A 20,244-nucleotide genomic window follows, 5' to 3' on the forward strand; every position below is an offset into this window, starting at 1 on the left:
ATGTTAATCTGCCCTCCTGCAAGAGCCGGGAGAGAGCGGTGGCCAAGGACCTGACGCTGCGCCAGATCGAGGTGATCCGCGCCGTGATGGTCGCGGGTACGATCCAGGGCGCGGCCAAGCTCATGGGCGTTTCGGCGCCGGGCGTCAGCCGCCTCCTGAAATACACCGAGGACACGGTCGGCATCCGCCTGTTCGAAAGGAAGGGCGGCGTCTTCCTGCCCGCCTCCGAGGCGCAGATGATCTTCGCCGTGGTGGATCAGGTGCATCGCGAGATCGGCAATCTCAACGAGGCGGTCAGCCTGCTGCAACGCGGCGACAATTCGGTCCTGAGCTTCGCCTCGGCCCCGTCCATCGCGCAGTTCATCGCCGCGCGGGTGATCCGCTCGCTGCGCCAGACCTTTCCCAATCTCGGCATCGATCTCAACGTGCTGAAGATCGAGGAGACGGCCGATTACCTGCTTCTGGAGCGCGGCGAGTTCGTCATCATGAGTTCGCCCAGCACCCATTCCGCGCTGGTTTCGCGCCCGCTGGCGCAAGGGCGGCTCGTGGTGATCGTGCCGGAGGGCCACGCCTTGGCGGCTCGGGAGGCGATCTCCATTCACGAGCTGGCGCGGGAAGCGGTGATCGGCGTCGATCCCGGCGATCCCTACGGCGCGGCGCTGGCGCGGCCCTTCGTGGAGGCCGGGCTGACGCCACATTACACGATGCGCGGCCGCTTCGCCCAGACGGTGGTGTCGCTGGTGCGCCATGGGCTCGGCGTCGCGCTGATCGACGAGTTCTCCGTGGCGGAGGTCTATATGCCGGGTCTCGTCCAGCGCCCGCTGGCCGAGCCGAGCGTGATCGTGCCCTATGCGCTGATGAAGCGCGGACGCGTCCTGTCGAGCTTCGCCGAAGACGCGATCGAACGCTTCCGGGCGGAACTGGTGCAAAGCTCGGGCGCGGGCGCTTCGTAGCGCAGTCATGAGGCGGCCGGCTCGGCTCTCGACGCGAACCAGGCTTCGAGCGCCTTCTGCGCGTGCGTCTTGCCCAGGGGGATGGCGAGCGCCTGGGGAATGCGCAACACGTCGTCCTCCATCAGGCGCACCGCCGCGTTCTCCCGCGCCAGCCCGGCCAGGGTCGAGCGGATGCCGGCCACGAAGTCGCAGGTGCCCTCAAGCAGGGCGGCGCGCGCGGCCTTGGGGCTGTCGAAGGGGACGAGTTCGGCCTGGGCGATGCTCGCCTGGAGATGCGCCGTATAGGCCGCACCGCGCACCACCGCAATCCGAACGCCCTCAACATCCGCGCCCCGGCAGGTCGAGATGTCGGAGCGCCCAAGCGTTGCCAGCGTCGCATCGACACTCGCGAAGGGTGGCAGGAAGTAAATGCGGTCGCGGCGCGAGGGTTCGACGGCAAGCACCGCCGCGTCCCAGGCGGCCATATCGGCGAGGATCGCCCCGCCCGAGGCGAAGGGCAGGATTTTTACTGCGATGCCCCAGTCGTCGGCCAGCCGCCGCGACAGATCGATCGCCTTGCCCCGGAAAGCGCCGGGGCTCGTCTCCGCCACCATCTCGGCATTGGTGACATTGACCGCCAGCCGCAGCGCGCCGGTCGGCAGGAATTCTTGCCGCGCGGTCTCCGTGAGCAAGGCCGCGCTCACGTCTGAAACTCGGCTGCGAGGGCTTCCGTCTGGCGGGCGAGGATGCCGAGATCGACGCCGACGGCGGTGAACGTCGTGCCGAGCGCGATGCAGCGCTTGGCGAAGGCTTTGTCGGGCGTCAGGATGCCCGCCGGCTTGCCGGAGGCCGCGATGCGCGCGATGGCCCCTTCCACGGCCGCGACGACCTCGGGGTGGCCGGGCTGGCCGACATGGCCGAGGCTGGCCGCCAGATCGGCCGGGCCGATGAAGACGCCATCGACGCCCTCCACCGCCGCGATCTCCTCCAGCCGGTCCAGCGCCTCGCCGGTCTCGACCTGCACGAGAAGGCACAGCTCGCTTTCGACGGTTTTCGCATAGTCCGCCACCCGCCCGAAGCGCGTGGCGCGCGTCAGCGCCGAGACGCCGCGAATGCCGGATGGGGGATAGCGCATGGCCTCCACAGCCGCTCTCGCTTCCGCCGCCGACTGGACATAGGGGATCAGCAGCGTCTGCGCGCCGATATCGAGAAAGCGCTTGATGAGCACGGGATCGTTCACCGCCGGGCGCACCACGGGCGACACGTCATAGGGGGCGAGCGCCTGAAGCTGCGGCAGGACGGTGAGCACGTCGCCCGGCGAATGCTCGGTGTCGAGCAGAATCCAATCGAAGCCCGACCCCGCCAGCGCCTCCGTGACGAAGGCATCGGGGATCGCCGACCAGAGGCCGATCTGCGAGCGACCCGCCTTGAGCCCGGCCTTGAAAGCGTTGCGGGGCAGGGGCAGGGCGGTCATGTGAAGGACACGCCGATCGCGCCGCAGGGGCCGTAATCGGCGTGGATCACGTCGCCCGGCGCAATGTCCACCGGCCGTGTGAAGGAGCCGCCGAGCACGATCTGCCCTTTCTTCAGGCCCGCGCCGACATCGGCCAGCTTGTTGACGAGCCAGGCGATGCCCGCCGCCGGATGGCCCATGATCGCGGCCGACACGCCGGATTCCTCGATGATGCCGTTCTTGGACAGCGTCGCGCCGATCCAGCGCACGTCCACGTCGAAGGGGCGGAACACCCGGCCGCCCACGACGATGGCCCCGAAGGCGGCGTTGTCGGCGATCGTGTCGGTGATCGCGCGCGGCACGTCCGTACGATAATCGATGATCTCCAGCGCCGGCACGACATATTCCGTCGCCCGCATCACGTCGTGAATGCGCGTGCCCGGACCCTCCAGATCCTCGCCCATCACGAAGGCGAGTTCGACTTCGAGGCGCGGCTTGATGAAGCGCGTGGCCGGAATCTGCGCGCCGTCATTGAACAGCGCGTCGTCGAGAATGCGCCCGTAATCGGGCTCGGTCATCTTGGAGGCCATCTGCATGGCGCGGGAGGTCAGGCCGATCTTGTGGCCGGCGAGCCGTGCGCCACGGGCGATGCGCTGCTCGGCCCAGAGGTCCTGAATGCGATAGGCGTCCTCGATCTCCATCTCGGGGTATGTGCGGCTGAGCTGCACCACGGGCACGCGGGTTTCCTCGGCGCGCAGGATGGAGGCGGCGGCCTCGCGGCGTTGGTCGTCGGTCAGCATCGTCTCGGCTCCTTAGAGACTGTTTCGGAAGTCCCCCGGTCGGCTCGCCGGGTCTTTCAGCCCCTCACTTCGTTGCCAATCCTCGCCGATGCCTCCGGCATCGACTGCGTTTGGCGCCTCGTGGAGCGGCTGAAATCCCTCGCCGCCCCTCCGCCGGGGACTTCCGAAACAGCCTCTTACTGGATGGGCGGGCGCGGCAGCACGGCCTCGCCGGGTTCCATGACGTAGGTGTAGTCGAGCTGCACCCACGGGCCCGCCAGGTCGGGCCGGTCCGGGTGGGGCTCGGTGTGCTCCACGAAATCGCCGGTCAGCGCCTTGGTGACGCCGAACTGTACGTCCGAATCGATCCAGGGGCAGGACGGGTCGAAGACCTGGGAAATCAGCGTCTTGTAGCCCGGCTTGAAGATCAGCGCGTGGAGATGGGCGGGGCGATAGGGATGGCGGCCCTGCGCCTTCAGGAGACGCCCGACGACGCCTCCGGTCGGGATCGGATAGCCGATCATGCGCACCGACCAGAAGGAGAAGCGGCCGTCCGCGTCGGTGGTGAACTTGCCGCGCAGGTTCATCTCGGCCTGCTCGGGGTCCTGGTTCTCGTAGAGGCCGACGGGCGAGGCGTGCCAGACATCGACCTCCGCCCCCGCGATCGGCCGTCCCTCGGCATCCTCGACGCGCGCCGTCACGAAGAGCGGCGTGCCCGGCGTGTCCGAGCGGATGATCGATCCGCCATTTTCCACGCGCGGCGAGTTCAGCCGCCAGAACGGCCCCAGCAGCGATTGCGAGGTTTCGGTCTGCCCGCCCTCGCCATTGTTGAGGAGGCACACCAGAGTCGAGACGCCGAGCGAGCCCGACATGAGCACGAACTCGTTGTGCGAGTCGCTGGCCAGCGCGCCGATCTCGTTGAGGATCGCGGTGGCCTCGCGGAACTCCGCCTCGGTCAGCCGGACGTCACGCACGAAATCATGCAGATGGCGGATCAGCGACATCAGGATCTCCCGAAGCCTCGGGTCCTGCGTGCGCGCCATCACGCCCAGCACCGCCGGCGTCACGTCCTCTTGCGTGCGAATGACCATGACAGAGCCTCCCTCTCCGGGTCGAATAGCTGATCGATCATCGATTATTCGTCAAGCGATTTGCATCCGATCGTCTTGATCGAAGGCGATGCGGCGTCGTTCCATCCCGAGAATTCCATCAGGGAACCCGGCATTTGAGGGGTTTTCAAGCGTTCAGATGGACCGCAGCAATGTCCGAACCGGTACGCTCACAAAACGAAGCGCTGCGCATTGACAGGGATAATCGTTTTTCGTAGCCATCTTCGATGAGAGCTTGGGAGCACGGGACAAGGCTGTGGCGGCTTCATTGAGCGAGCGGGAAGACGGCCGAAAGCCAGGGGCGGCAGATGCCGCCGCCGTGCGCCCGCTCCTGGACGACGGCAAGAACACGATCGCCAGCCAGCTCGTCCACCGCCTGCGCGAAGCCATCGTCTCCGGCCAGCTGGAGGCCGGCGCCAAGATCAATCTCGACCGCGCCCGCCAGAACTTCAATGTCAGCCTCAGCCCCTTGCGCGAGGCCCTGGCGCGCCTGATCGCCGACGGGTTGGTCGAGTTCGAGGACAATCGCGGCTACCGCGTCACCCCGCTGTCGCTCGCCAATCTGGAAGAGATCACTCGCCTGCGCGTCGAAATGGAGACATTCGCGCTGCGCGAGGCCATGCGGGTCGGCGACGTGGAATGGGAGGGGCACGTCATGCGCGCGCTGCACCGTCTCAACCGCGCCGAGCGCGATCCCGCCCGGCCAGAAACGCTGGAATTCTGGGAGGAAGCGCATCGGGACTTCCACCTCACGTTGATCTCGGGATGCCGAAGCCCGCTGCTTCTGAATTTCTGCGGCATTCTCCTCAATCTCAACGACCGCTATCGCCGCACCTTCCTGACCCGCACCGCAGGCGACCGGAACGTGTCGGCCGAGCATAGCGAGATCGGCCAGGGCGCGGTCGCCCGCGACATGGACTACGCCTGCACCAAGCTCGGCGACCACATCCGGCGCACCGGCAACAATCTCGTGCGGCATCTGGCCGAGAAGGGCATCGCATGACGACCGAGGCCGTTCCGCTCGGAGTCGCGCATTTCTCGGCCATCGCGCTGCCGCCGCTCGATTTCGTGCGCGCCGCCGCAAAGGCGGGCTTCTCGCGAGTGGGCTTGCGCCTCCACCCCGCCTTTCCCGGCGCGCCCTTCTACGAGTTGCTGGCGGGCAGCTTGGCCGCGCGGGACGTGCGCTCGGCCTTGGCGGATCACGGCCTCTCGCTGTTCGACATCGAGTTCGTGGTTCTGTCGCCCGATTTCCGGCCCGAAACGCTGACGGGAATGCTCGAAGGCGCGGCGGCGCTCGGCGCAAAGCGGCTCAGCGTCTGCGGCGACGACCCGGAGGAGGCGCGCCTCACCGACACGTTCGCGGGCCTGTGCGATCTCTGCGCGGGGGTCGGCATGAGCGTCGATCTGGAGAATATGGGCTGGCGGCCGGTCGCCACGTTCGAGGCGGCGCTGCGCGTCGTGGAAGCGTCCGGCCGCGCCAATGCCGGCGTTCTCGTGGATGCGCTCCATCTGTTCCGCAATGGCGGGCGGGTGAGCGAAGTCGCGAGCGCTCCGGCCGGGCGCGTCGCCGCGCTGCAGCTTTGCGATGTCCGGGGGCAGGCCCCAATGAGCGCGGAAGGAATGGTGGCGGAGGCACGCGCGGGGCGATTTGCGCCCGGCGAAGGGATGCTGCCGCTTGCCGACCTCCTCGCCGCCGTGCCAAGGGAGGCGGCCGTCGCCGTGGAGGTTCCGATCGCTGGAGGCCGCGAGCCCGCCGATCACCTCGCGCATCTGGCGCGGTGTGCCAGACATGTTTTGGGTGGTCATAACCTGCCCTGAGCCGAAGCCGTGTGACCCGCCGGGAGGGCAGGTCGCATGTCGAACATCTGGCCGCAAGCGCGGCCCAATCATCATCCATCCTGGGAGGATTTCATGATTTCGATGCTCACCAACACAAGCCGTCTCGCCCGCCGCGTGGCGCTGGCGACCGTCGCCCTTGCCACGCTGTTCGGCTCGGTCGCGGCCGATGCCGCCTCGCTGGAAGAGGCCAAGGCGCGCGGGCGCATCATCGTCGGCATTCAGGGCGACAACCAGCCCTGGGGCTTCGTGAACTCGGGCGGCCAGCAGGATGGGTTCGACGCCGACATCGCCCGCCTCTTCGCCAAGGATCTCGGCCTCGAGGTCGAATTCACCCCGCTCGCCGTCTCCAACCGCATCCCGGCCCTGACCACGGGCAAGGTCGATGTGCTCTTCGCCACCATGGCGATGACGGAAGAGCGCGCCAAGGCGATCCAGTATTCCAAGCCCTATGCCGGCAACGTCATTTCGCTCTACGGACCGAAGGACAAGACCATGGCCAAGCCGGAAGACGCCAAGGGCATCGCCATCGGCGTGCCGCGCTCCAGCGCGCAGGACAAGGCCGCCACCGACTCGATGGGCAATATCGCCACCATCCGGCGCTTCGATGACGACGCCGCTTCGATCCAGGCGCTCCTGTCGGGTCAGGTCGAGGCGGTCGGCGGCAACCAGTTCTATCTCCAGCGCCTCGACGCCGCCGCGCCGGGCAAATACGAGCGCAAGATCGACTTCCTCACCGTCTATAACGGCGCGGGCACGCGCAAGGGCGAGAAGGACTGGAACGAGGCGATCAACAAGTTCATCGACAAGATCAAGGGCGACGGCGAACTCGCCGCCGCCTATGCCAAGTGGATGAAGGTGCCGGTTCCGGCCTTCCCCGAGTCCATCCCCAACATTCCCTTCACGGTGCAGTAAATCGGCCTGAAGGCGGGGCGGGCTTCTGCCCGCCTCGTCGCCGCTTCCGCGCTTCCAGCCGTGGAGCGCCCGTCACGATCTCCCGGCGAGACACGTAACTTGCCCGAGTGGCGAGACGACCCGGCCAGCCGATTCCGGCGGTTTGGTGCCGTTCAGCGCCTGCCGAAATCCTCCCGTGCCCAGAGGACGCCACAATGCCCCATCAGGGTGACACATCCCCAATCGTCCGGGTCGGCCTGATCGGCTCCGACATCCAGCTCTCCAAGTCGCCCGGCCTGCATGAGACCGAAGGGCGCGCGCTGGGGCTGGACTATCGCTACACCCTGTTCGACACGCGCCTTCCGCCCTTCGACGCCATGAGCCTGCCCGAGCTTCTGGCCCATGCGGAGGTGCAGGGCTTTGCCGGCGTCAACATCACCCATCCCTTCAAGCAGGCCGTCTTGCCGCATCTGACCGGCCTGTCGGACGATGCGGCCATGCTGGGCGCGGTCAATACGGTCGTGTTCGGTCAGGGAAACCGCACCGGCCACAACACCGACTGGATCGGCTTCTACGAGAGCTTCCGCGCCGGGCTGCCGGGCGTCGCGCTGGGCTCGGCCGTGCTGCTCGGCGCGGGCGGCGCCGGCGTTGCCGTCGCCCATGCGGCGCTGAAGCTCGGGATCGGGCAGCTCCGCATCTTCGATCAGGACTCCGCGCGGGCCGAGGCGCTGGCGGAGGCCCTGAACGACCGCTTCGGCGCGGGCCGCGCGCAGGCCGTGCGCGATGTCGGGGCGGTGCTCGCGGCATCGGACGGCCTGATCCACGCGACCCCCACGGGGATGCCCGCCCATCCCGGCCTGCCGATCGAGCCGGAGTGGCTGCGGCCCGAGCACTGGGTGGCCAACATCGTCTATATGCCTCTTGTCACCGAGCTTCTGGCGCTGGCCGAGCAGCGGGGCTGCCGGACGCTGCCGGGCGGCGGCATGACCGTCCATCAGGCCGCCGCCGCCTTCGAGCTGTTCTGCGGCCACACGCCCGACGCCGCCCGCATGACCCGCCATTTCGCGGACCTGTGCCGCGCCGGGTGAAACCCGCTATTTCTTCGAAAGCCAGACCACCGAAAGCCGCGCCATGAGCCTGATCTTCGTTCTCAACGGACCCAATCTCAACCTTCTGGGCAAGCGCCAGCCCCATATCTACGGCACGGAGACGCTCGCCGATGTCGAGCGCGACTGCCGGGCGCTCGCCGCCGAGCTGGGTCACGAGATCCGCTTCCACCAGTCCAATCGCGAATACGAGATCATCGACTGGATTCACGAAGCGCGAGAGGTGGCGGCCGGCATCGTGATCAACCCCGCCGCCTTCACGCACACTTCGGTCGCTATCCTCGATGCGCTGAATACGTTCGAGCCGCCGGTGATCGAGGTCCACATTTCCAACGTCCACAAGCGCGAGAGCTTCCGCCACCATTCCTATGTCTCGCTGCGCGCCGACGGCGTGATCGCGGGGCTGGGAACGCAAGGCTATCTCCTCGGCATCCGCCGCGTCGCCACGCTGATCGCCGCCGCCGCGTCGTGAGCGGATCGGCCCCCCGCCCGGCCCGGCTCGCGGTGATGGGGGCCGGCCTCATCGGCCGCCGCCATATCCAGCACGTCTCGGCCGAGCCGCAAGCCGAACTGGTGGCCGTGGTCGATCCGACGGATGCCGGACGCCGCGTCGCGGCCGAGACAGGCGCGCCCTGGGCTTCGAGCCTGCGCGAACTTCTGGCCACGGAGCGGCCGGACGGCGTCATCATCGCCACGCCCAATCAGGTCCATGTCGAGAACGCGCTGGAGGCGGTGGCCGCCGGCATCCCGGTTCTGGTGGAAAAGCCCATCGCCGACGATCTGGCGGAGGGCGAGCGCCTCGTCGCAGCGGCGGAGCGCGCCGGCGTGCCTCTCCTTGTCGGCCATCACCGCCGCCACAACCCGATCATGCGCGCGGCGAGCGAGATCGTGGCGAGTGGGCGTCTGGGGCGGATCGTGGCGGTGAGCGCCCTGTTCTGGCTCTATAAGCCCGACGATTATTTCGACATGCCCTGGCGGCGCGAGCCGGGGGCGGGGCCGGTCTTCCTCAATCTCATCCACGATGTGGACAATCTGCGCGCTCTGCTGGGCGAAGTCGTCTCCGTGCAGGCGGTGGAGTCCAACACGGTCCGGGGCCACCCGGTCGAGGACACGGCCGCGATCATCCTCCAGTTCGCCTCCGGCGCGCTGGCGACCATTTCGGTCTGCGACACGGCCGTCGCGCCCTGGAGCTGGGAGATGACGACGGGCGAAAACCCGGCCTACCCCCAGGCCGACGAAGCCTGCTATCTGATCGCCGGCACGCACGGATCGCTGTCGCTCCCCCAACTCGACATCTGGAGCAACGCGGGTCCGCGCAGCTGGTGGGAGCCGCTTCAGCGCGAGCGCATCGGCATCGCCCCGAAAGACCCCCTGGTGCTCCAGATCCGCCATTTCGTGGATGTGATCCGAGGCGACGCCGCCCCCCTCGTCAGCGGGCGGGAGGGCCTGCGAACGCTGGAGGTCGTCAGTGCCATCAAGCGGGCGGCGGAGACCGGAGAGCGCGTCACCTTGCCCTCGCGCTGATCTGGAGCTTCTTCGACTCGCTTCGACACCGCGTTGATCGAGACCCAAGGGCGCGTCGGATTCCAAGTCGAAGTCCCGACGGCCCCAGCCTGTCAGGGTGGGTCTGCGCCGAAGAACCGGTCACACTCATAGTTTGTAAAGCCGCAGCTTCTATCGACCAGAAAGAACGATAGGGAGACTTGGCGGTGCCCAAGGCAAAACGAGCGCTTCTGATTGCGGCCTTCGCATGGATGACGCTCGCGAAAGGCTCCATAGCCTATGCCGGTGATACGGCGGCGGTCCTCCTGAGGGAGGATCAGTACCCTGAGCTCGTCCAGTTCTGCGACCGACCCGCGATCCCTTATCATGCAACCTGGCCCATAGGTCCGAGAGACGTTTCGGCGCTGGAAGCACGTCTGATCGAGCAGCCGGATCTTATCGAGGACCCCGATTTTCGAGGGGCCGATGCAAATTTTCAGAAGTGGCATCGTCAATATGGGGGCATCCTCTTCAGGGCAAGGCGCGCCATTTTCGCCAAATATTACCTGAAGAGCGACGGTCTCTTCTCAGGTCAGGACAGGCTGACCGAACCGCTTATTATTTGCGATTCAGGCAGTGGGTGGCTCTGGTTTCTCTACGACGTGGGAAAGCGGGCTATGATCGACCCCAATCCGCCCACATGCCCGGTTCGTTTCAAGCGCGGGGAAATGCGAATTCCGTGCTCCCAGCTCCAGCCGGACCCGAGCCGTTTCGGGGACGAGTGAGTTATGCGATGGCTGCATATCGGGCTTGCTCTCAGCCGATAGCGAAGAACTGCAAAGCTCCTCTTCGAGCTTTGCGCTACTGCCCGATCAGCGGGAGGCGTAGGTTCTCCTCATCGGAAGAACAGACACACGCCGGCCACCACCGATGAGAGGCCGGGCACGAAAGGCAAGACACCATGTCCCTCGCTCGCTCCTTCAGCACTTGGCGCCAGTATCGCAACACGGCCGCCGAGCTGAACCGTCTCTCGCAGCGCGAACTCGCCGATCTCGGCATCGCACGCTCCGACATCCCGGCCATCGCCCGTCAGGCGGTCCGCTCCTAATTTCCCCCTTTCGCTTCAGCTGGTCCTCCCCCACCTGAAGCGGACTGGCCGAACGGTTCCTCCCACCCTTCGGCTTCTCTCCAACGCCCTTGCCGGTCCTCCCCCGGTGAGGGCGTTTTTCGTTGTGGGAAGAGAAAGCCCGATGCGGGCATCGAGCGTCCGGTGGAATCGCCGCCCATGGCAAAGGCGAGGACGCGCCGATCCGCCCCCTCGCCGATCACGGCGTTGCCTCACGCCCCTGCCGAACCTGACGCGCAGGCGGCGAGGCCGGACGTTGCAGGCGCGCTGCCATCCCCTGGCTTCGGTTCACTCGAATTCGAGGATGACGAAGTCGGCGGACAGGCTTTCGCCGACGCTGGCGTGGACGGCCAGAACCGTTGCTCCCTTTGCGGCGCGCAGGTTGTTTTCCATCTTCATGGCCTCGATCGTGCCCAGAATCTGCCCGGCCTCCACCTTGTCGCCGGGCTGAACGTGAAGCTGGGTCAGAAGGCCCGGCATCGGGCAGATGAGAAGGCGCGAGAGATCGGGCGGCGCCTTGACCGGCATGTGCCGGCGCAGCGCCGCCAGACGGGCCGAGCCGAGGCGCAGGGGATGCGTCGCGCCGCGCGTGGTGATCAGAAGCGCGTCCGGCCGCCGCTTGAGGAAGCCGGCGAAGGGCTGGCCGTCCACCGTGCCTTCGAACAGCGCCTCGCCGGGACGCCAGGACGACGCAACGGCGAGGCTGCGCCCGTTCACACTCACCCGCCAGAGGCCTTCGCCCTCCGTATCGACGCGCGTTTCATGGTCTTCGCCGGCGAACGATACAATGCGTTCCGGGTGGATCGCCAGCGGTCCGCCAAGCTGGCCCGTGAGGCCCGCGTCGCGCTGCCGCGCCGCGAAGTCCGTCACGGCCGCGACCGCGACGAGCCGCGCGGTGAGATCGTCGCCGGCCAGTGCGCCGGTGAATCCATCGGGGTATTCCTCCGCGATGAAGCCGGTGGTGAGCGCGCCCTCGCGAAAGCGCGGATGCTGCATCAGGGCAGAGAGGAAATCGATATTGTGGCCGATGCCCTCAATGCGGAAGCGGTCGAGCGCCTCCACTTGAAGATCGGCCGCCGCCTCGCGCGTGGAGCCATGGGTGACGAGCTTGGCGATCATCGGATCGTAGAAGCGGGAAATCTCCGAGCCTTCCACCACGCCGTCATCGACGCGCACCTGGCCGCGCTTGGCGGACGAGGCCACGGGCGGCTGGTAGCGCACGAGCCGGCCGGTGGAGGGCAGGAAGCCGCGATAGGGGTCTTCGGCATAGACGCGCGTTTCGATGGACCAGCCGTCCAGCCGGACATCCTCCTGGGTCAGGCGTAGCCGCTCGCCCGCCGCCACGCGGATCATCTCCTCCACGAGGTCGAGCCCGGTGACCATCTCGGTGACGGGATGCTCCACCTGAAGGCGCGTGTTCATTTCGAGGAAGTAGAAGCTTTCCCCCGTCGCGTCCGCGCCCGAGACGATGAGTTCCACCGTGCCGGCGGAGTGGTAGCCGACGGCCTTGGCGAGGGCCACCGCTTGGCTTCCCATGGCGCGGCGCATGTCCGGCGTGACGAAAGGGGAGGGGGCTTCCTCCACCACCTTCTGATGCCGGCGCTGGATCGAGCATTCGCGCTCGCCGAGGTAAAGCACGGTGCCGTGCTTGTCCCCCAGAACCTGAATCTCGATATGGCGCGGCTCTTCGATGAACTTCTCGATGAAGACGCGGTCGTCGCCGAAGCTCGACAGGCCCTCGCGCTTGACCGCCTCGAAGCCCTCGCGCACGTCCCCTTCGGTCCAGGCGAGGCGCATCCCCTTGCCCCCGCCGCCGGCCGACGCCTTCATCATCACGGGAAAGCCGATCTCGGCGGCGATCCGCACCGCGTGTTCGGTGTCGTCGATCTCGCCGAGAAAGCCCGGCACGACATTGACGCCAGCTTCCGCCGCCAGCTTCTTGGACTGAATCTTGTCGCCCATGGCCGCGATGGCTCCAGGCGGCGGGCCGACAAAGGCGATGCCGGCCTCTTCGCAGGCGCGGGCAAAACTTTCGCGCTCCGACAGGAAGCCGTAGCCGGGATGGATGCAGTCCGCGCCGGTGGCTTTGGCAGCATTGAGGATCAGGTCGGCGCGCAGGTAGCTCTCAGCCGCCGGCGCGGGACCGAGGCGCACGGCCTCGTCGGCCATGAGCACATGCGGCGCGCGGGCGTCCGCGTCGGAATAGACGGCGACGGTCTTGAGACCCATGCGCTTGGCGGTGCGCATGACGCGGCAGGCGATCTCGCCGCGATTGGCGATGAGGATTTTACGAAACACGGGCGGTCCTCACTCTGCGGCGTTGCGGTCGGCTGGCGGTTCGTCCGCCGGGGGCATGTTGTGGCCGAGAAGGCGCAGCACCTCGGCCGCCGCCTCCACGAGATTGGTGCCGGGGCCGAAGATCGCGGAAACGCCGGCCTTGCGCAGCGCGTCGTAATCCTGCGCCGGGATGACGCCGCCGGCGACGACCTTGATATCGGCGCGCCCCGCTTGCGCCAGTTCAGCGATCAGTTCGGGGATCAGCGTCTTGTGCCCGGCGGCGAGCGAGGACGCGCCGACCACATCGACATCGCTCGCGACCGCCAGCGCGGCGGCCTCCGAGGGCGTCTGGAACAAGGGACCCGGCACGATCTCGAAGCCGAGATCGCCGAACATGGAGGAGACGAGATTGGCGCCCCGGTCGTGCCCGTCCTGCCCCATCTTGGCGACCAGCATACGCGGGCGGCGGCCGAGCCGCCGCTCGGTCGAGGTCACCGCATCGGTCAGCCGCGTCCAGCGCGGATCGTTTTGATAGGCCCCGCCATAGATGCCCTTCACAGGCTTGGGGCTGGTGTCGAAACGGCCGAACACGTCCTCCATCGCGGCGGAGATTTCGCCGAGCGTGGCGCGCGCGCGTGCGGCCTCGACGGCGAGTTCGAGAAGGTTGCCCTTGCCCCTCGCGCCTTCACGCAGCGCGTTGAGCGCTTGGCTCACAGCCTTGCCGTCGCGGCTCGCCTTCACGCTCTCGATCCGCCGCACCTGCGCCTCGCGCACCGCATGGTTGTCCACGTCGAGAATGTCGATCGGCGCTTCTTCCGGCAGCCGATACTTGTTGACGCCGACGATCACGTCCTCGCCGCGATCGATCCGCGCGGCCTTGGCCGCCGCCGCTTCCTCGATCATCGCCTTCGGCCAGCCGGCCGCGACGGCCTTGGCCATGCCGCCTTCGCGCTGGATACGCTGGATCAGCTCCCAGGCGCCGTCCACCAGCGCCTTGGTCAGGCTCTCGACATAGTAGGAGCCGCCCAGCGGATCGACCACCTTGGTCATGCCCGTCTCCTCCTGGAGGACGAGCTGCGTGTTGCGGGCGATGCGAGCGGAGAAGTCGGTGGGCAGCGCGATGGCCTCGTCCAGCGCGTTGGTATGCAGCGACTGCGTGCCGCCCAGCATCGCCGCCATGGCCTCGATCGTGGTGCGCATGACGTTGTTGTAAGGGTCCTGCTCGGTGAGCGAGACGCCGGATGTCTGGCAATGCGTGCGCAGCATCTTGGAGCGCTCGTCCTTCGCGCCAAGCTCGGTCATCGCGCGGTGCCAGAGAACGCGCGCGGCGCGCAGCTTCGCCACTTCCATGAAGAAGTTCATGCCGATGGCGAAGAAGAAGGACAGGCGGCCGGCGAACGCGTCGATGTCGAGGCCGGACGCCACGCCGTATCTCACGTAGTCCATGCCGTCGGCGATGGTGAAGGCGAGTTCCTGAAGCTGCGTCGCCCCCGCCTCCTGCATGTGGTAGCCGGAGATCGAGATCGAGTTGAAGCGCGGCATCTCCCGGCTCGTATAGGCGAAGATGTCGGAGACGATCCGCATGGAGGGTTCGGGCGGGTAGATATAGGTGTTGCGGACCATGAACTCCTTGAGGATGTCGTTCTGGATGGTCCCGTCGAGCTTCTGGCGCGGCACGCCCTGTTCCTCGCCCGCCACGATGAAGAAGGCGAGGATCGGAATGACCGCGCCGTTCATGGTCATCGACACCGACATCTCTCCCAACGGAATGCCGTCGAAGAGGATCTTCATGTCCTCCACCGTGTCGATCGCCACTCCGGCCTTGCCGACATCGCCGGTGACGCGCGGGTGGTCGGAATCATAGCCGCGATGGGTGGCAAGATCGAAGGCGACCGACAGGCCTTTCTGGCCGGCCGCCAGATTGCGCCGGTAGAAGGCGTTGGAGGCTTCCGCCGTCGAGAAGCCCGCATATTGCCGGATCGTCCAGGGCCGCCCGGCATACATTGAGGCGCGCACGCCGCGCGTGAAGGGCGCGAAGCCGGGCAGGCCCGGCTCCCAACCGGCCACATCCTCCGCCGTGTAGAGCGGCTTCACCACGATGCCTTCGGGCGTCTGCCAGTCGAGGTCGCGGCCCTTCACTTCCGCAGCGGCGAGCGCTTCCCAGTCCTTGCGCGTCGGGCGTTCAGTGTCCGCCATCGGGCGTCTCCATGAGTTCGACCAGCACCCCGCCCATGTCGCGCGGATGCAGGAAGACGATCCGCGTGCCATGCGCGCCGATGCGCGGGGTGCCGAGAGGGCGCGCGCCACCGGCCTCCGCGTCGATGATCGCGGCATCGAGATCGGCCACCTCGAAGCAGAGGTGATGCTGGCCGCCGGCCGGGTTGCGCGCGAGAAAGCCCGCGATGGGCGAGGCGTCGTTGAGCGGCTCGATCAGTTCCAGTTGCGTGTTGCCGGCGTCCACGAAGCAGACGCGCACGCCCTGTTCGGGCAGGTCGAAGGCCTCGCCCACGCAAGCCGCGCCGAAGAGCCGGACGTAGTGCTCGCGCGATTTTACGATCGAAGGCGTCGCCACGCCGACATGGTTCAAGCGTCCGAACATCGCGGGGCCTCCCGTCCCTTTGCGAGTCACAATGGGATGTTGTCGTGCTTCTTCCAGGGGTTCTGCAACTGCTTGCCCCTGAGCTTGCGCAGGCCCAGTGCCACGCGGCGGCGGGTCGAATGCGGCATGATCACCTCGTCGATGAAGCCCTTGGACGCGGCGACGAACGGGTTGGCGAAGCGGCGCTCGTATTCGGCGGTGCGCTCGGCGATCTCTTCCGCGCTCTTCCCCCGGAAGATGATCTCCACCGCGCCCTTCGCGCCCATCACCGCGATCTCGGCGGTCGGCCAGGCGTAGTTGAGATCGCCGCGCAGATGCTTGGAGGCCATCACGTCATAGGCCCCGCCATAGGCCTTTCGGGTGATCACGGTGATCTTCGGCACGGTTGCCTCGGCATAGGCGAACAGGAGCTTCGCCCCATGCTTGATGATGCCGCTATGCTCCTGCGCGACACCCGGCAGGAAGCCCGGTACGTCCACGAAGGTCACGATCGGAATCTCGAACGCATCGCAGAAGCGCACGAAGCGCGCGGCCTTCTTGGAGGCGTTGATGTCGAGGCAGCCGGCCAGCACCATCGGCTGGTTGGCGACGATGCCGACCGGCCGCCCCTCGATCCGCCCGAAGCCGGTGAGGATGTTGCCGGCGTGACCCGGCTGGATTTCGAAGAACTCCCCCTCATCCAACACCTTTCCGATCAGTTCGTGCATGTCGTAGGGCTGGTTGGGGCTCGGCGGGATCAGCGTGTCGAGGCTCGGCTCCATCCGATCGAACGGATCGCCCGACGCGCGCTCCGGCAGAGCGGATCGGTTGGACGCGGGCAGGAAGCCCATGAGATCGCGCGCGGCGAGCAGCGCCTCGATGTCGTTTTCGAAGGCGCAGTCGGCAACGGAGGATTTCGTGGTGTGCGTCACCGCGCCGCCGAGATCCTCCTGGCTCACGACCTCGTTCGTCACCGTCTTCACCACGTCCGGGCCGGTCACGAACATGTAGCTGGAATCCTTCACCATGAAGATGAAGTCGGTCATGGCCGGCGAATAGACCGCCCCGCCCGCGCAGGGGCCCATGACGAGGCTGAGCTGCGGCACGACGCCGGACGCCAGAACATTGCGCTGAAACACTTCGGCATAGCCGCCGAGGCTCGCGACGCCCTCCTGAATGCGCGCGCCTCCGGAATCGTTGAGCCCGATGACCGGCGCGCCGACCTTCAGGGCCATGTCCATGATCTTGCAGATTTTCTGCGCGTGGCGCTCCGACAGGGAGCCGCCGAACACGGTGAAATCCTGGGAGAAGACGAAGACCAGCCGGCCGTTGATGGTCCCCGAGCCCGTCACCACGCCGTCGCCGGGGATGATCTGGCTTTCCATGCCGAAATCGGTGCAATTGTGCTCCACGAACATGTCGAGTTCTTCGAACGAGCCCTCGTCCAGAAGAACGTCCAGCCGCTCGCGCGCCGTCAGCTTGCCCTTGGCGTGCTGGGCGTCGATGCGCCGCTCGCCGCCGCCGAGGCGCGCCTGGGAGCGCCGCTCCTCCAACTGGGTCAGGCTGTCCGGCATCGAAAGTCCTCCCGGTGAAAATTCGCAAAGCCGGCCCTGTTGTTCCAGCCCCGCGCCTAATATGCAAATGTGGTGTCGTGAAATGATCTTGTGAAATCTTCACAGGAGTGGGGAATGCGATGGCGGATTATGTCGGGTCCGACCTGCGGGGCCTGCGAGCGGCGCAGGGGCTGGGGCAGGCCGACATGGCGGCGCGGCTTGGCATCTCGGTCAGCTATCTCTCACAGCTTGAAAACGATCTGCGCCCGCTCACCGCCCCTGTGGCCGCGCGGCTCGTGGAGGCCTTTCCGCTCGACTGGTCCGACCGGGGCCTGACGCCCGGACGGCGCGCCGTCTCGCTCGCTCATCTCCTGGGTGATCCGCTGTTCGACGGGCTGGACGACCCCAAACGCGCGCTCAAGCTTCTGGAGCGCCAGCCCGCGCTGGCCGAGCGGATCGCGCAGCTTCACGCCTCCTGGCGCGCCATGCAGGAGCGCCGCTCCATGGACGACGAGGCGCTGGCCGACAGCGCGGTGGCGGGCGGCCGCCTGCCCTGGGAGCGCATCCGCGACTGGTTCCACGAAGCGGGCAATTATATTCACCCGCTCGACATGGCGGCGGAGGCGCTGGCGGGCGAACTGACAGGCGACCCGCCGAGGGAAGCCGACCTCCTCGCCTACCTCGAAGCGCGGCACGGCGTCACCTTGCAGGAGGCGGGCGAGGCGGCGGGGGAGGGCATCCTGCGCAGCTTCGACCCCGGCACGCGGCGGCTCACGCTCGGCCGCGCGCTGCCGCCCGAAACAAGGCGTTTCACCCTCGCCAATCAGATCGCGCTTCTCTCCTTCGGTACGATCATCGCCGACATCGCGAGCGCCTCGAAACTGCCGAGCGCGGAAGAGCGCAATCTCTTGGAGGCGGGCCTCGCCAATTACGGCGCCTCGGCGCTCCTCATGCCCTACGAGCGCTTCCGCGCGCGGGCGCGCGCGTTCCGGCACGATATCGACCGGCTGCGCGAGAGCTTCGCGACGAGCTTCGAGCAGACCTGCCACCGGCTTTCGACGCTGCAGCGGCCGGGCGCTCTCGGCGTGCCTTTCTTCTTCTGCCGGGTGGACATGGCCGGCAACATCACCAAGCGCCATTCGGCGACGCGCCTTCAGTTCGCGCGCTTCGGCGGGGCCTGCCCGCTCTGGATCGTCCATGAGGCCGTCGCGATCCCCGACCGGGTGCTGGTCCAACTCGCCGAGATGCCGGATGGTGTGCGCTACGTTTCCATGGCCAAGGGCTTGGTGAAGCCCTCTGGCTCCTATGCCCGCCCGCCCCGGCGCTATGCCGTCGCGCTCGGCTGCGAGGCCGAGCACGCGGGCGCTTTCGTTTATGCGGACGGGATGGACGTGCGGGGCACCGCCACACCGATCGGGGGCACCTGCCGCCTCTGCCCGCGCCCCGACTGCGACCAGCGCGCCTTCCCGCCCACCGAACGGTCGATCTCCGTCGATCCGCATCTGCGCCGCTTCGTGCCCTACCGCGTGCTTTAGGGCGCTTACCCTATGGGGCGCGCCTAAGATCAGTGCGCTCCCGGCATCGCCCGGCAACGCGGCCTGAACCGCCTCAGGCGACCGCTTCGAGCGCGGCGGGCTCGGGCCATGCCGGCATCTTGCCGCGCCGGGTTTCCACGAAGCGCGACATGCGCAGCACCGTGAGGTCGGCGAAGCGGGGGCCGACGATCTGGAGACCGATGGGCATTCCGCTCGCCGCGAAGCCGCAATTCACCGAGGCCGCCGGCTGGTCCGACATGTTCCAGGGAACCGTGAAGGCGATATGCTCGAAGGGCCGCTGCGGATCGTTGGTGGGCGAGGGCCATTCGGCCGGGTAGGATACGATGGGGTTGGTCGGCGAGAGCACGATATCGACGCTCTGGAACAGCGCGCCGCAGCTCTTGCGCATGGCCATGGTCTGGTCGAAGCCCCTGACGGCCTCCACCCCGCTGACCTGCGCGCCCGCCTCGGCCCATTCGAGAATATAGGGCAGGATCAGCGCGCGCCGGGCGTCCTCCAGCTTCAGCATCTGGCCCCAGAAGCGCGCGCGCCAGAACGCGTCGAGCCCGTCCAGCATCTCGCGCGTCAGCACCGGCTTCACGTCGAAGACGCGGGCCCCTGCCGCCTCGAACCAGCGCGCGGCCTTGCGCACGGCCGCCTCGATTTCGGGCTCGACGGGAAGGCCGCAGCCGGCATCCATCATGACCCCGACGCGCAGGCCCGAGACGTCGACATTCTCGATATCGGTCCAGCTGATCGCCTCGGGCGGCAGGCTCGTGCCGTCCCGCCAGTCGGGGCGGGACAGGGAGGCCATCATCAGGGCCGCGTCCTCCACGGTGCGCGTCATCGGGCCGATGCAGCGCCCGACATAATAGGGATCGACGGGAATGCGCCCCTGGCTCGGCTTGAGGCCGAAAATGCCCGTCCAGCCCGCCGGCAGCCGGATGGAGCCGCCGATATCGGTGCCCACATGAAACGGGCCGTAGCTCGCCGCCGCCGCGGCCGACGCCCCGGAACTCGACCCGCCCGGATTGAGCGCGAGGTTCCACGGATTGCGCGACAGCTTGTGGAAGGACGACAGGCCGGAGGACAACATGCCGTAGTCCGGGCAGGTCGTCTTGGCGAAGATGATCGCCCCGTCCTCGCGAAGGCGCGCCGCTGCGGGCGCGTCCACCTCGGCGGGCTCCAAGACGGTCGCGGCGGTGCCGAGCGGCACGCCGAGGCCGCGCGTTGCGATCAGTTCCTTGACCGAGACCGGGATGCCGTCGAGCGGCCCGGCCGGCGCGCCGCGCGCCCAGCGCTCGGTGGAGGCGCGGGCCTCCTCTCGCGCGGTGTCGGGATCATAGGCCCAGAGCGCGGCGACGTCAGGTTCGAAGGCCTCGATCCGCTGCTCCACCGCCTGCCAATAGTCCAGCGGGGAGAGCGATCGGTCGCGGAACCGGCGCAGGAGTTCGCTCGCGGTGAGGTCGAGAAGGGAGGTCATCTCTGGCAAGCTCTTTTCGGGATCAGGATCGAGGGGCCGCAAGGTCGCCGGCCGGGGCCGGCGGCGGCGTGGCGCGCGCGTGGTGGCAGGCGGCCCGCCAG

At 67.6% G+C, this 20,244-nt stretch carries 19 protein-coding genes; 10 read left to right on the forward strand and 9 right to left on the reverse strand.

Annotated elements, in window-relative coordinates; translation table 11 throughout:
* Window positions 1-38: 38 nt before the first annotated feature.
* Window positions 39-953: a LysR family transcriptional regulator gene (locus AUL28_RS17895; RefSeq protein WP_082640553.1), complete on the forward strand. Its 915-nt coding sequence runs from the start codon at window positions 39-41 to the stop codon at window positions 951-953.
* 5 nt (window positions 954-958) lie between these two features.
* Here the strand turns inward: AUL28_RS17895 and AUL28_RS17900 are convergent, their stop codons facing one another.
* From AUL28_RS17900 to AUL28_RS17915, 4 genes are all read right to left on the reverse strand, one after another.
* Window positions 959-1,636 carry a transporter substrate-binding domain-containing protein gene (locus tag AUL28_RS17900; protein WP_062235248.1) on the reverse strand — a complete coding sequence of 226 codons (678 nt, stop codon included), beginning with the start codon at window positions 1,634-1,636 and terminating at the stop codon, window positions 959-961.
* Window positions 1,633-2,406, reverse strand: a complete 774-nt coding sequence (gene hpaI, locus AUL28_RS17905) for a 4-hydroxy-2-oxoheptanedioate aldolase (RefSeq protein WP_374701437.1) — start codon at window positions 2,404-2,406, stop codon at window positions 1,633-1,635. The genes AUL28_RS17900 and hpaI overlap by 4 nt, the downstream gene beginning before the upstream one ends.
* Window positions 2,403-3,185, reverse strand: a complete 783-nt coding sequence (hpaH, locus tag AUL28_RS17910) for a 2-oxo-hept-4-ene-1,7-dioate hydratase (RefSeq protein WP_062235251.1) — start codon at window positions 3,183-3,185, stop codon at window positions 2,403-2,405. The genes hpaI and hpaH overlap by 4 nt, the downstream gene beginning before the upstream one ends.
* Before the next feature lie 176 nt (window positions 3,186-3,361).
* Window positions 3,362-4,255, reverse strand: a complete 894-nt coding sequence (locus AUL28_RS17915) for a dioxygenase family protein (RefSeq protein WP_062235254.1) — start codon at window positions 4,253-4,255, stop codon at window positions 3,362-3,364.
* Window positions 4,256-4,592: 337 nt separating this feature from the next.
* Between AUL28_RS17915 and AUL28_RS17920 the strand changes: the two genes are divergently transcribed.
* The 8 genes from AUL28_RS17920 (at window position 4,593) to AUL28_RS22275 (ending at window position 10,699) form a co-directional block, all read left to right on the forward strand.
* On the forward strand, window positions 4,593-5,276 hold the full coding sequence (locus AUL28_RS17920) for a GntR family transcriptional regulator (protein ID WP_062235256.1): 684 nt from the start codon (window positions 4,593-4,595) through the stop codon (window positions 5,274-5,276).
* Window positions 5,273-6,091, forward strand: a complete 819-nt coding sequence (locus AUL28_RS17925; protein WP_062235259.1) for a sugar phosphate isomerase/epimerase family protein — start codon at window positions 5,273-5,275, stop codon at window positions 6,089-6,091. The genes AUL28_RS17920 and AUL28_RS17925 overlap by 4 nt, the downstream gene beginning before the upstream one ends.
* A 102-nt stretch (window positions 6,092-6,193) precedes the next feature.
* Window positions 6,194-7,024 carry a transporter substrate-binding domain-containing protein gene (locus AUL28_RS17930; RefSeq protein WP_156420065.1) on the forward strand — a complete coding sequence of 277 codons (831 nt, stop codon included), beginning with the start codon at window positions 6,194-6,196 and terminating at the stop codon, window positions 7,022-7,024.
* Window positions 7,025-7,218: 194 nt separating this feature from the next.
* Complete coding sequence (locus AUL28_RS17935; RefSeq protein ID WP_062235262.1) at window positions 7,219-8,091, forward strand: shikimate dehydrogenase; 873 nt, start codon at window positions 7,219-7,221, stop codon at window positions 8,089-8,091.
* Window positions 8,092-8,134: 43 nt separating this feature from the next.
* A complete protein-coding gene (gene aroQ, locus AUL28_RS17940) occupies window positions 8,135-8,581 on the forward strand; it encodes a type II 3-dehydroquinate dehydratase (RefSeq protein WP_058601764.1) in 447 nt (148 codons plus the stop codon).
* Window positions 8,582-8,616: 35 nt separating this feature from the next.
* On the forward strand, window positions 8,617-9,633 hold the full coding sequence (locus AUL28_RS17945) for a Gfo/Idh/MocA family protein (RefSeq protein WP_062235265.1): 1,017 nt from the start codon (window positions 8,617-8,619) through the stop codon (window positions 9,631-9,633).
* 179 nt (window positions 9,634-9,812) lie between these two features.
* Window positions 9,813-10,376, forward strand: a complete 564-nt coding sequence (locus AUL28_RS17950) for a hypothetical protein (protein ID WP_062235268.1) — start codon at window positions 9,813-9,815, stop codon at window positions 10,374-10,376.
* A gap of 176 nt (window positions 10,377-10,552) precedes the next feature.
* Window positions 10,553-10,699, forward strand: coding sequence for a DUF1127 domain-containing protein (locus tag AUL28_RS22275; protein WP_082640129.1), 147 nt, complete (start codon window positions 10,553-10,555; stop codon window positions 10,697-10,699).
* Window positions 10,700-11,005: 306 nt separating this feature from the next.
* Here AUL28_RS22275 and AUL28_RS17955 read toward each other — a convergent pair whose 3' ends face one another.
* The 4 genes from AUL28_RS17955 to AUL28_RS17970 are packed head-to-tail and all read right to left on the reverse strand — an operon-like array spanning window position 11,006 to window position 17,146.
* Window positions 11,006-13,015 (reverse strand): acetyl-CoA carboxylase biotin carboxylase subunit, encoded by a 2,010-nt coding sequence (locus AUL28_RS17955; protein WP_062235272.1) that lies wholly within the window; start codon window positions 13,013-13,015, stop codon window positions 11,006-11,008.
* A gap of 9 nt (window positions 13,016-13,024) precedes the next feature.
* Entirely contained in the window at window positions 13,025-15,190 is a 2,166-nt protein-coding gene (scpA, locus tag AUL28_RS17960; protein ID WP_062235275.1) for a methylmalonyl-CoA mutase, read from the reverse strand.
* Window positions 15,177-15,593 (reverse strand): methylmalonyl-CoA epimerase, encoded by a 417-nt coding sequence (gene mce / locus AUL28_RS17965; RefSeq protein ID WP_062235278.1) that lies wholly within the window; start codon window positions 15,591-15,593, stop codon window positions 15,177-15,179. The genes scpA and mce overlap by 14 nt, the downstream gene beginning before the upstream one ends.
* Before the next feature lie 26 nt (window positions 15,594-15,619).
* The gene (locus AUL28_RS17970) at window positions 15,620-17,146 is read right to left on the reverse strand and encodes an acyl-CoA carboxylase subunit beta (protein ID WP_062235281.1); all 1,527 of its coding nucleotides are present in this window, start codon (window positions 17,144-17,146) and stop codon (window positions 15,620-15,622) included.
* A gap of 119 nt (window positions 17,147-17,265) precedes the next feature.
* Here AUL28_RS17970 and AUL28_RS17975 point away from each other — a divergent pair, with 119 nt between their 5' ends.
* A complete protein-coding gene (locus AUL28_RS17975; RefSeq protein WP_062235283.1) occupies window positions 17,266-18,660 on the forward strand; it encodes a helix-turn-helix domain-containing protein in 1,395 nt (464 codons plus the stop codon).
* A gap of 73 nt (window positions 18,661-18,733) precedes the next feature.
* Here the strand turns inward: AUL28_RS17975 and AUL28_RS17980 are convergent, their stop codons facing one another.
* Window positions 18,734-20,143 carry an amidase gene (locus AUL28_RS17980; RefSeq protein WP_062235286.1) on the reverse strand — a complete coding sequence of 470 codons (1,410 nt, stop codon included), beginning with the start codon at window positions 20,141-20,143 and terminating at the stop codon, window positions 18,734-18,736.
* Between the last annotated feature and the right edge of the window lie 101 nt (window positions 20,144-20,244).

It is taken from the genome of Aureimonas sp. N4 (genome assembly GCF_001463925.1).
Taxonomy (GTDB): Bacteria; Pseudomonadota; Alphaproteobacteria; order Rhizobiales; family Rhizobiaceae; genus Aureimonas; species Aureimonas ureilytica_A.

Bases quoted from the DNA above. Each gene is read 5' to 3' on its own strand.
- AUL28_RS17980 (WP_062235286.1), bottom strand. From the start codon at position 20,143: ATGACCTCCCTTCTCGACCTCACCGCGAGCGAACTCCTGCGCCGGTTC.
- AUL28_RS22275 (WP_082640129.1), top strand. From the start codon at position 10,553: ATGTCCCTCGCTCGCTCCTTCAGCACTTGGCGCCAGTATCGCAACACG.
- mce (WP_062235278.1), bottom strand. From the start codon at position 15,593: ATGTTCGGACGCTTGAACCATGTCGGCGTGGCGACGCCTTCGATCGTA.
- AUL28_RS17975 (WP_062235283.1), top strand. From the start codon at position 17,266: ATGGCGGATTATGTCGGGTCCGACCTGCGGGGCCTGCGAGCGGCGCAG.
- AUL28_RS17970 (WP_062235281.1), bottom strand. From the start codon at position 17,146: ATGCCGGACAGCCTGACCCAGTTGGAGGAGCGGCGCTCCCAGGCGCGC.
- scpA (WP_062235275.1), bottom strand. From the start codon at position 15,190: ATGGCGGACACTGAACGCCCGACGCGCAAGGACTGGGAAGCGCTCGCC.
- aroQ (WP_058601764.1), top strand. From the start codon at position 8,135: ATGAGCCTGATCTTCGTTCTCAACGGACCCAATCTCAACCTTCTGGGC.
- AUL28_RS17945 (WP_062235265.1), top strand. From the start codon at position 8,617: ATGGGGGCCGGCCTCATCGGCCGCCGCCATATCCAGCACGTCTCGGCC.
- hpaH (WP_062235251.1), bottom strand. From the start codon at position 3,185: ATGCTGACCGACGACCAACGCCGCGAGGCCGCCGCCTCCATCCTGCGC.
- hpaI (WP_374701437.1), bottom strand. From the start codon at position 2,406: ATGACCGCCCTGCCCCTGCCCCGCAACGCTTTCAAGGCCGGGCTCAAG.
- AUL28_RS17925 (WP_062235259.1), top strand. From the start codon at position 5,273: ATGACGACCGAGGCCGTTCCGCTCGGAGTCGCGCATTTCTCGGCCATC.
- AUL28_RS17915 (WP_062235254.1), bottom strand. From the start codon at position 4,255: ATGGTCATTCGCACGCAAGAGGACGTGACGCCGGCGGTGCTGGGCGTG.
- AUL28_RS17935 (WP_062235262.1), top strand. From the start codon at position 7,219: ATGCCCCATCAGGGTGACACATCCCCAATCGTCCGGGTCGGCCTGATC.
- AUL28_RS17930 (WP_156420065.1), top strand. From the start codon at position 6,194: ATGCTCACCAACACAAGCCGTCTCGCCCGCCGCGTGGCGCTGGCGACC.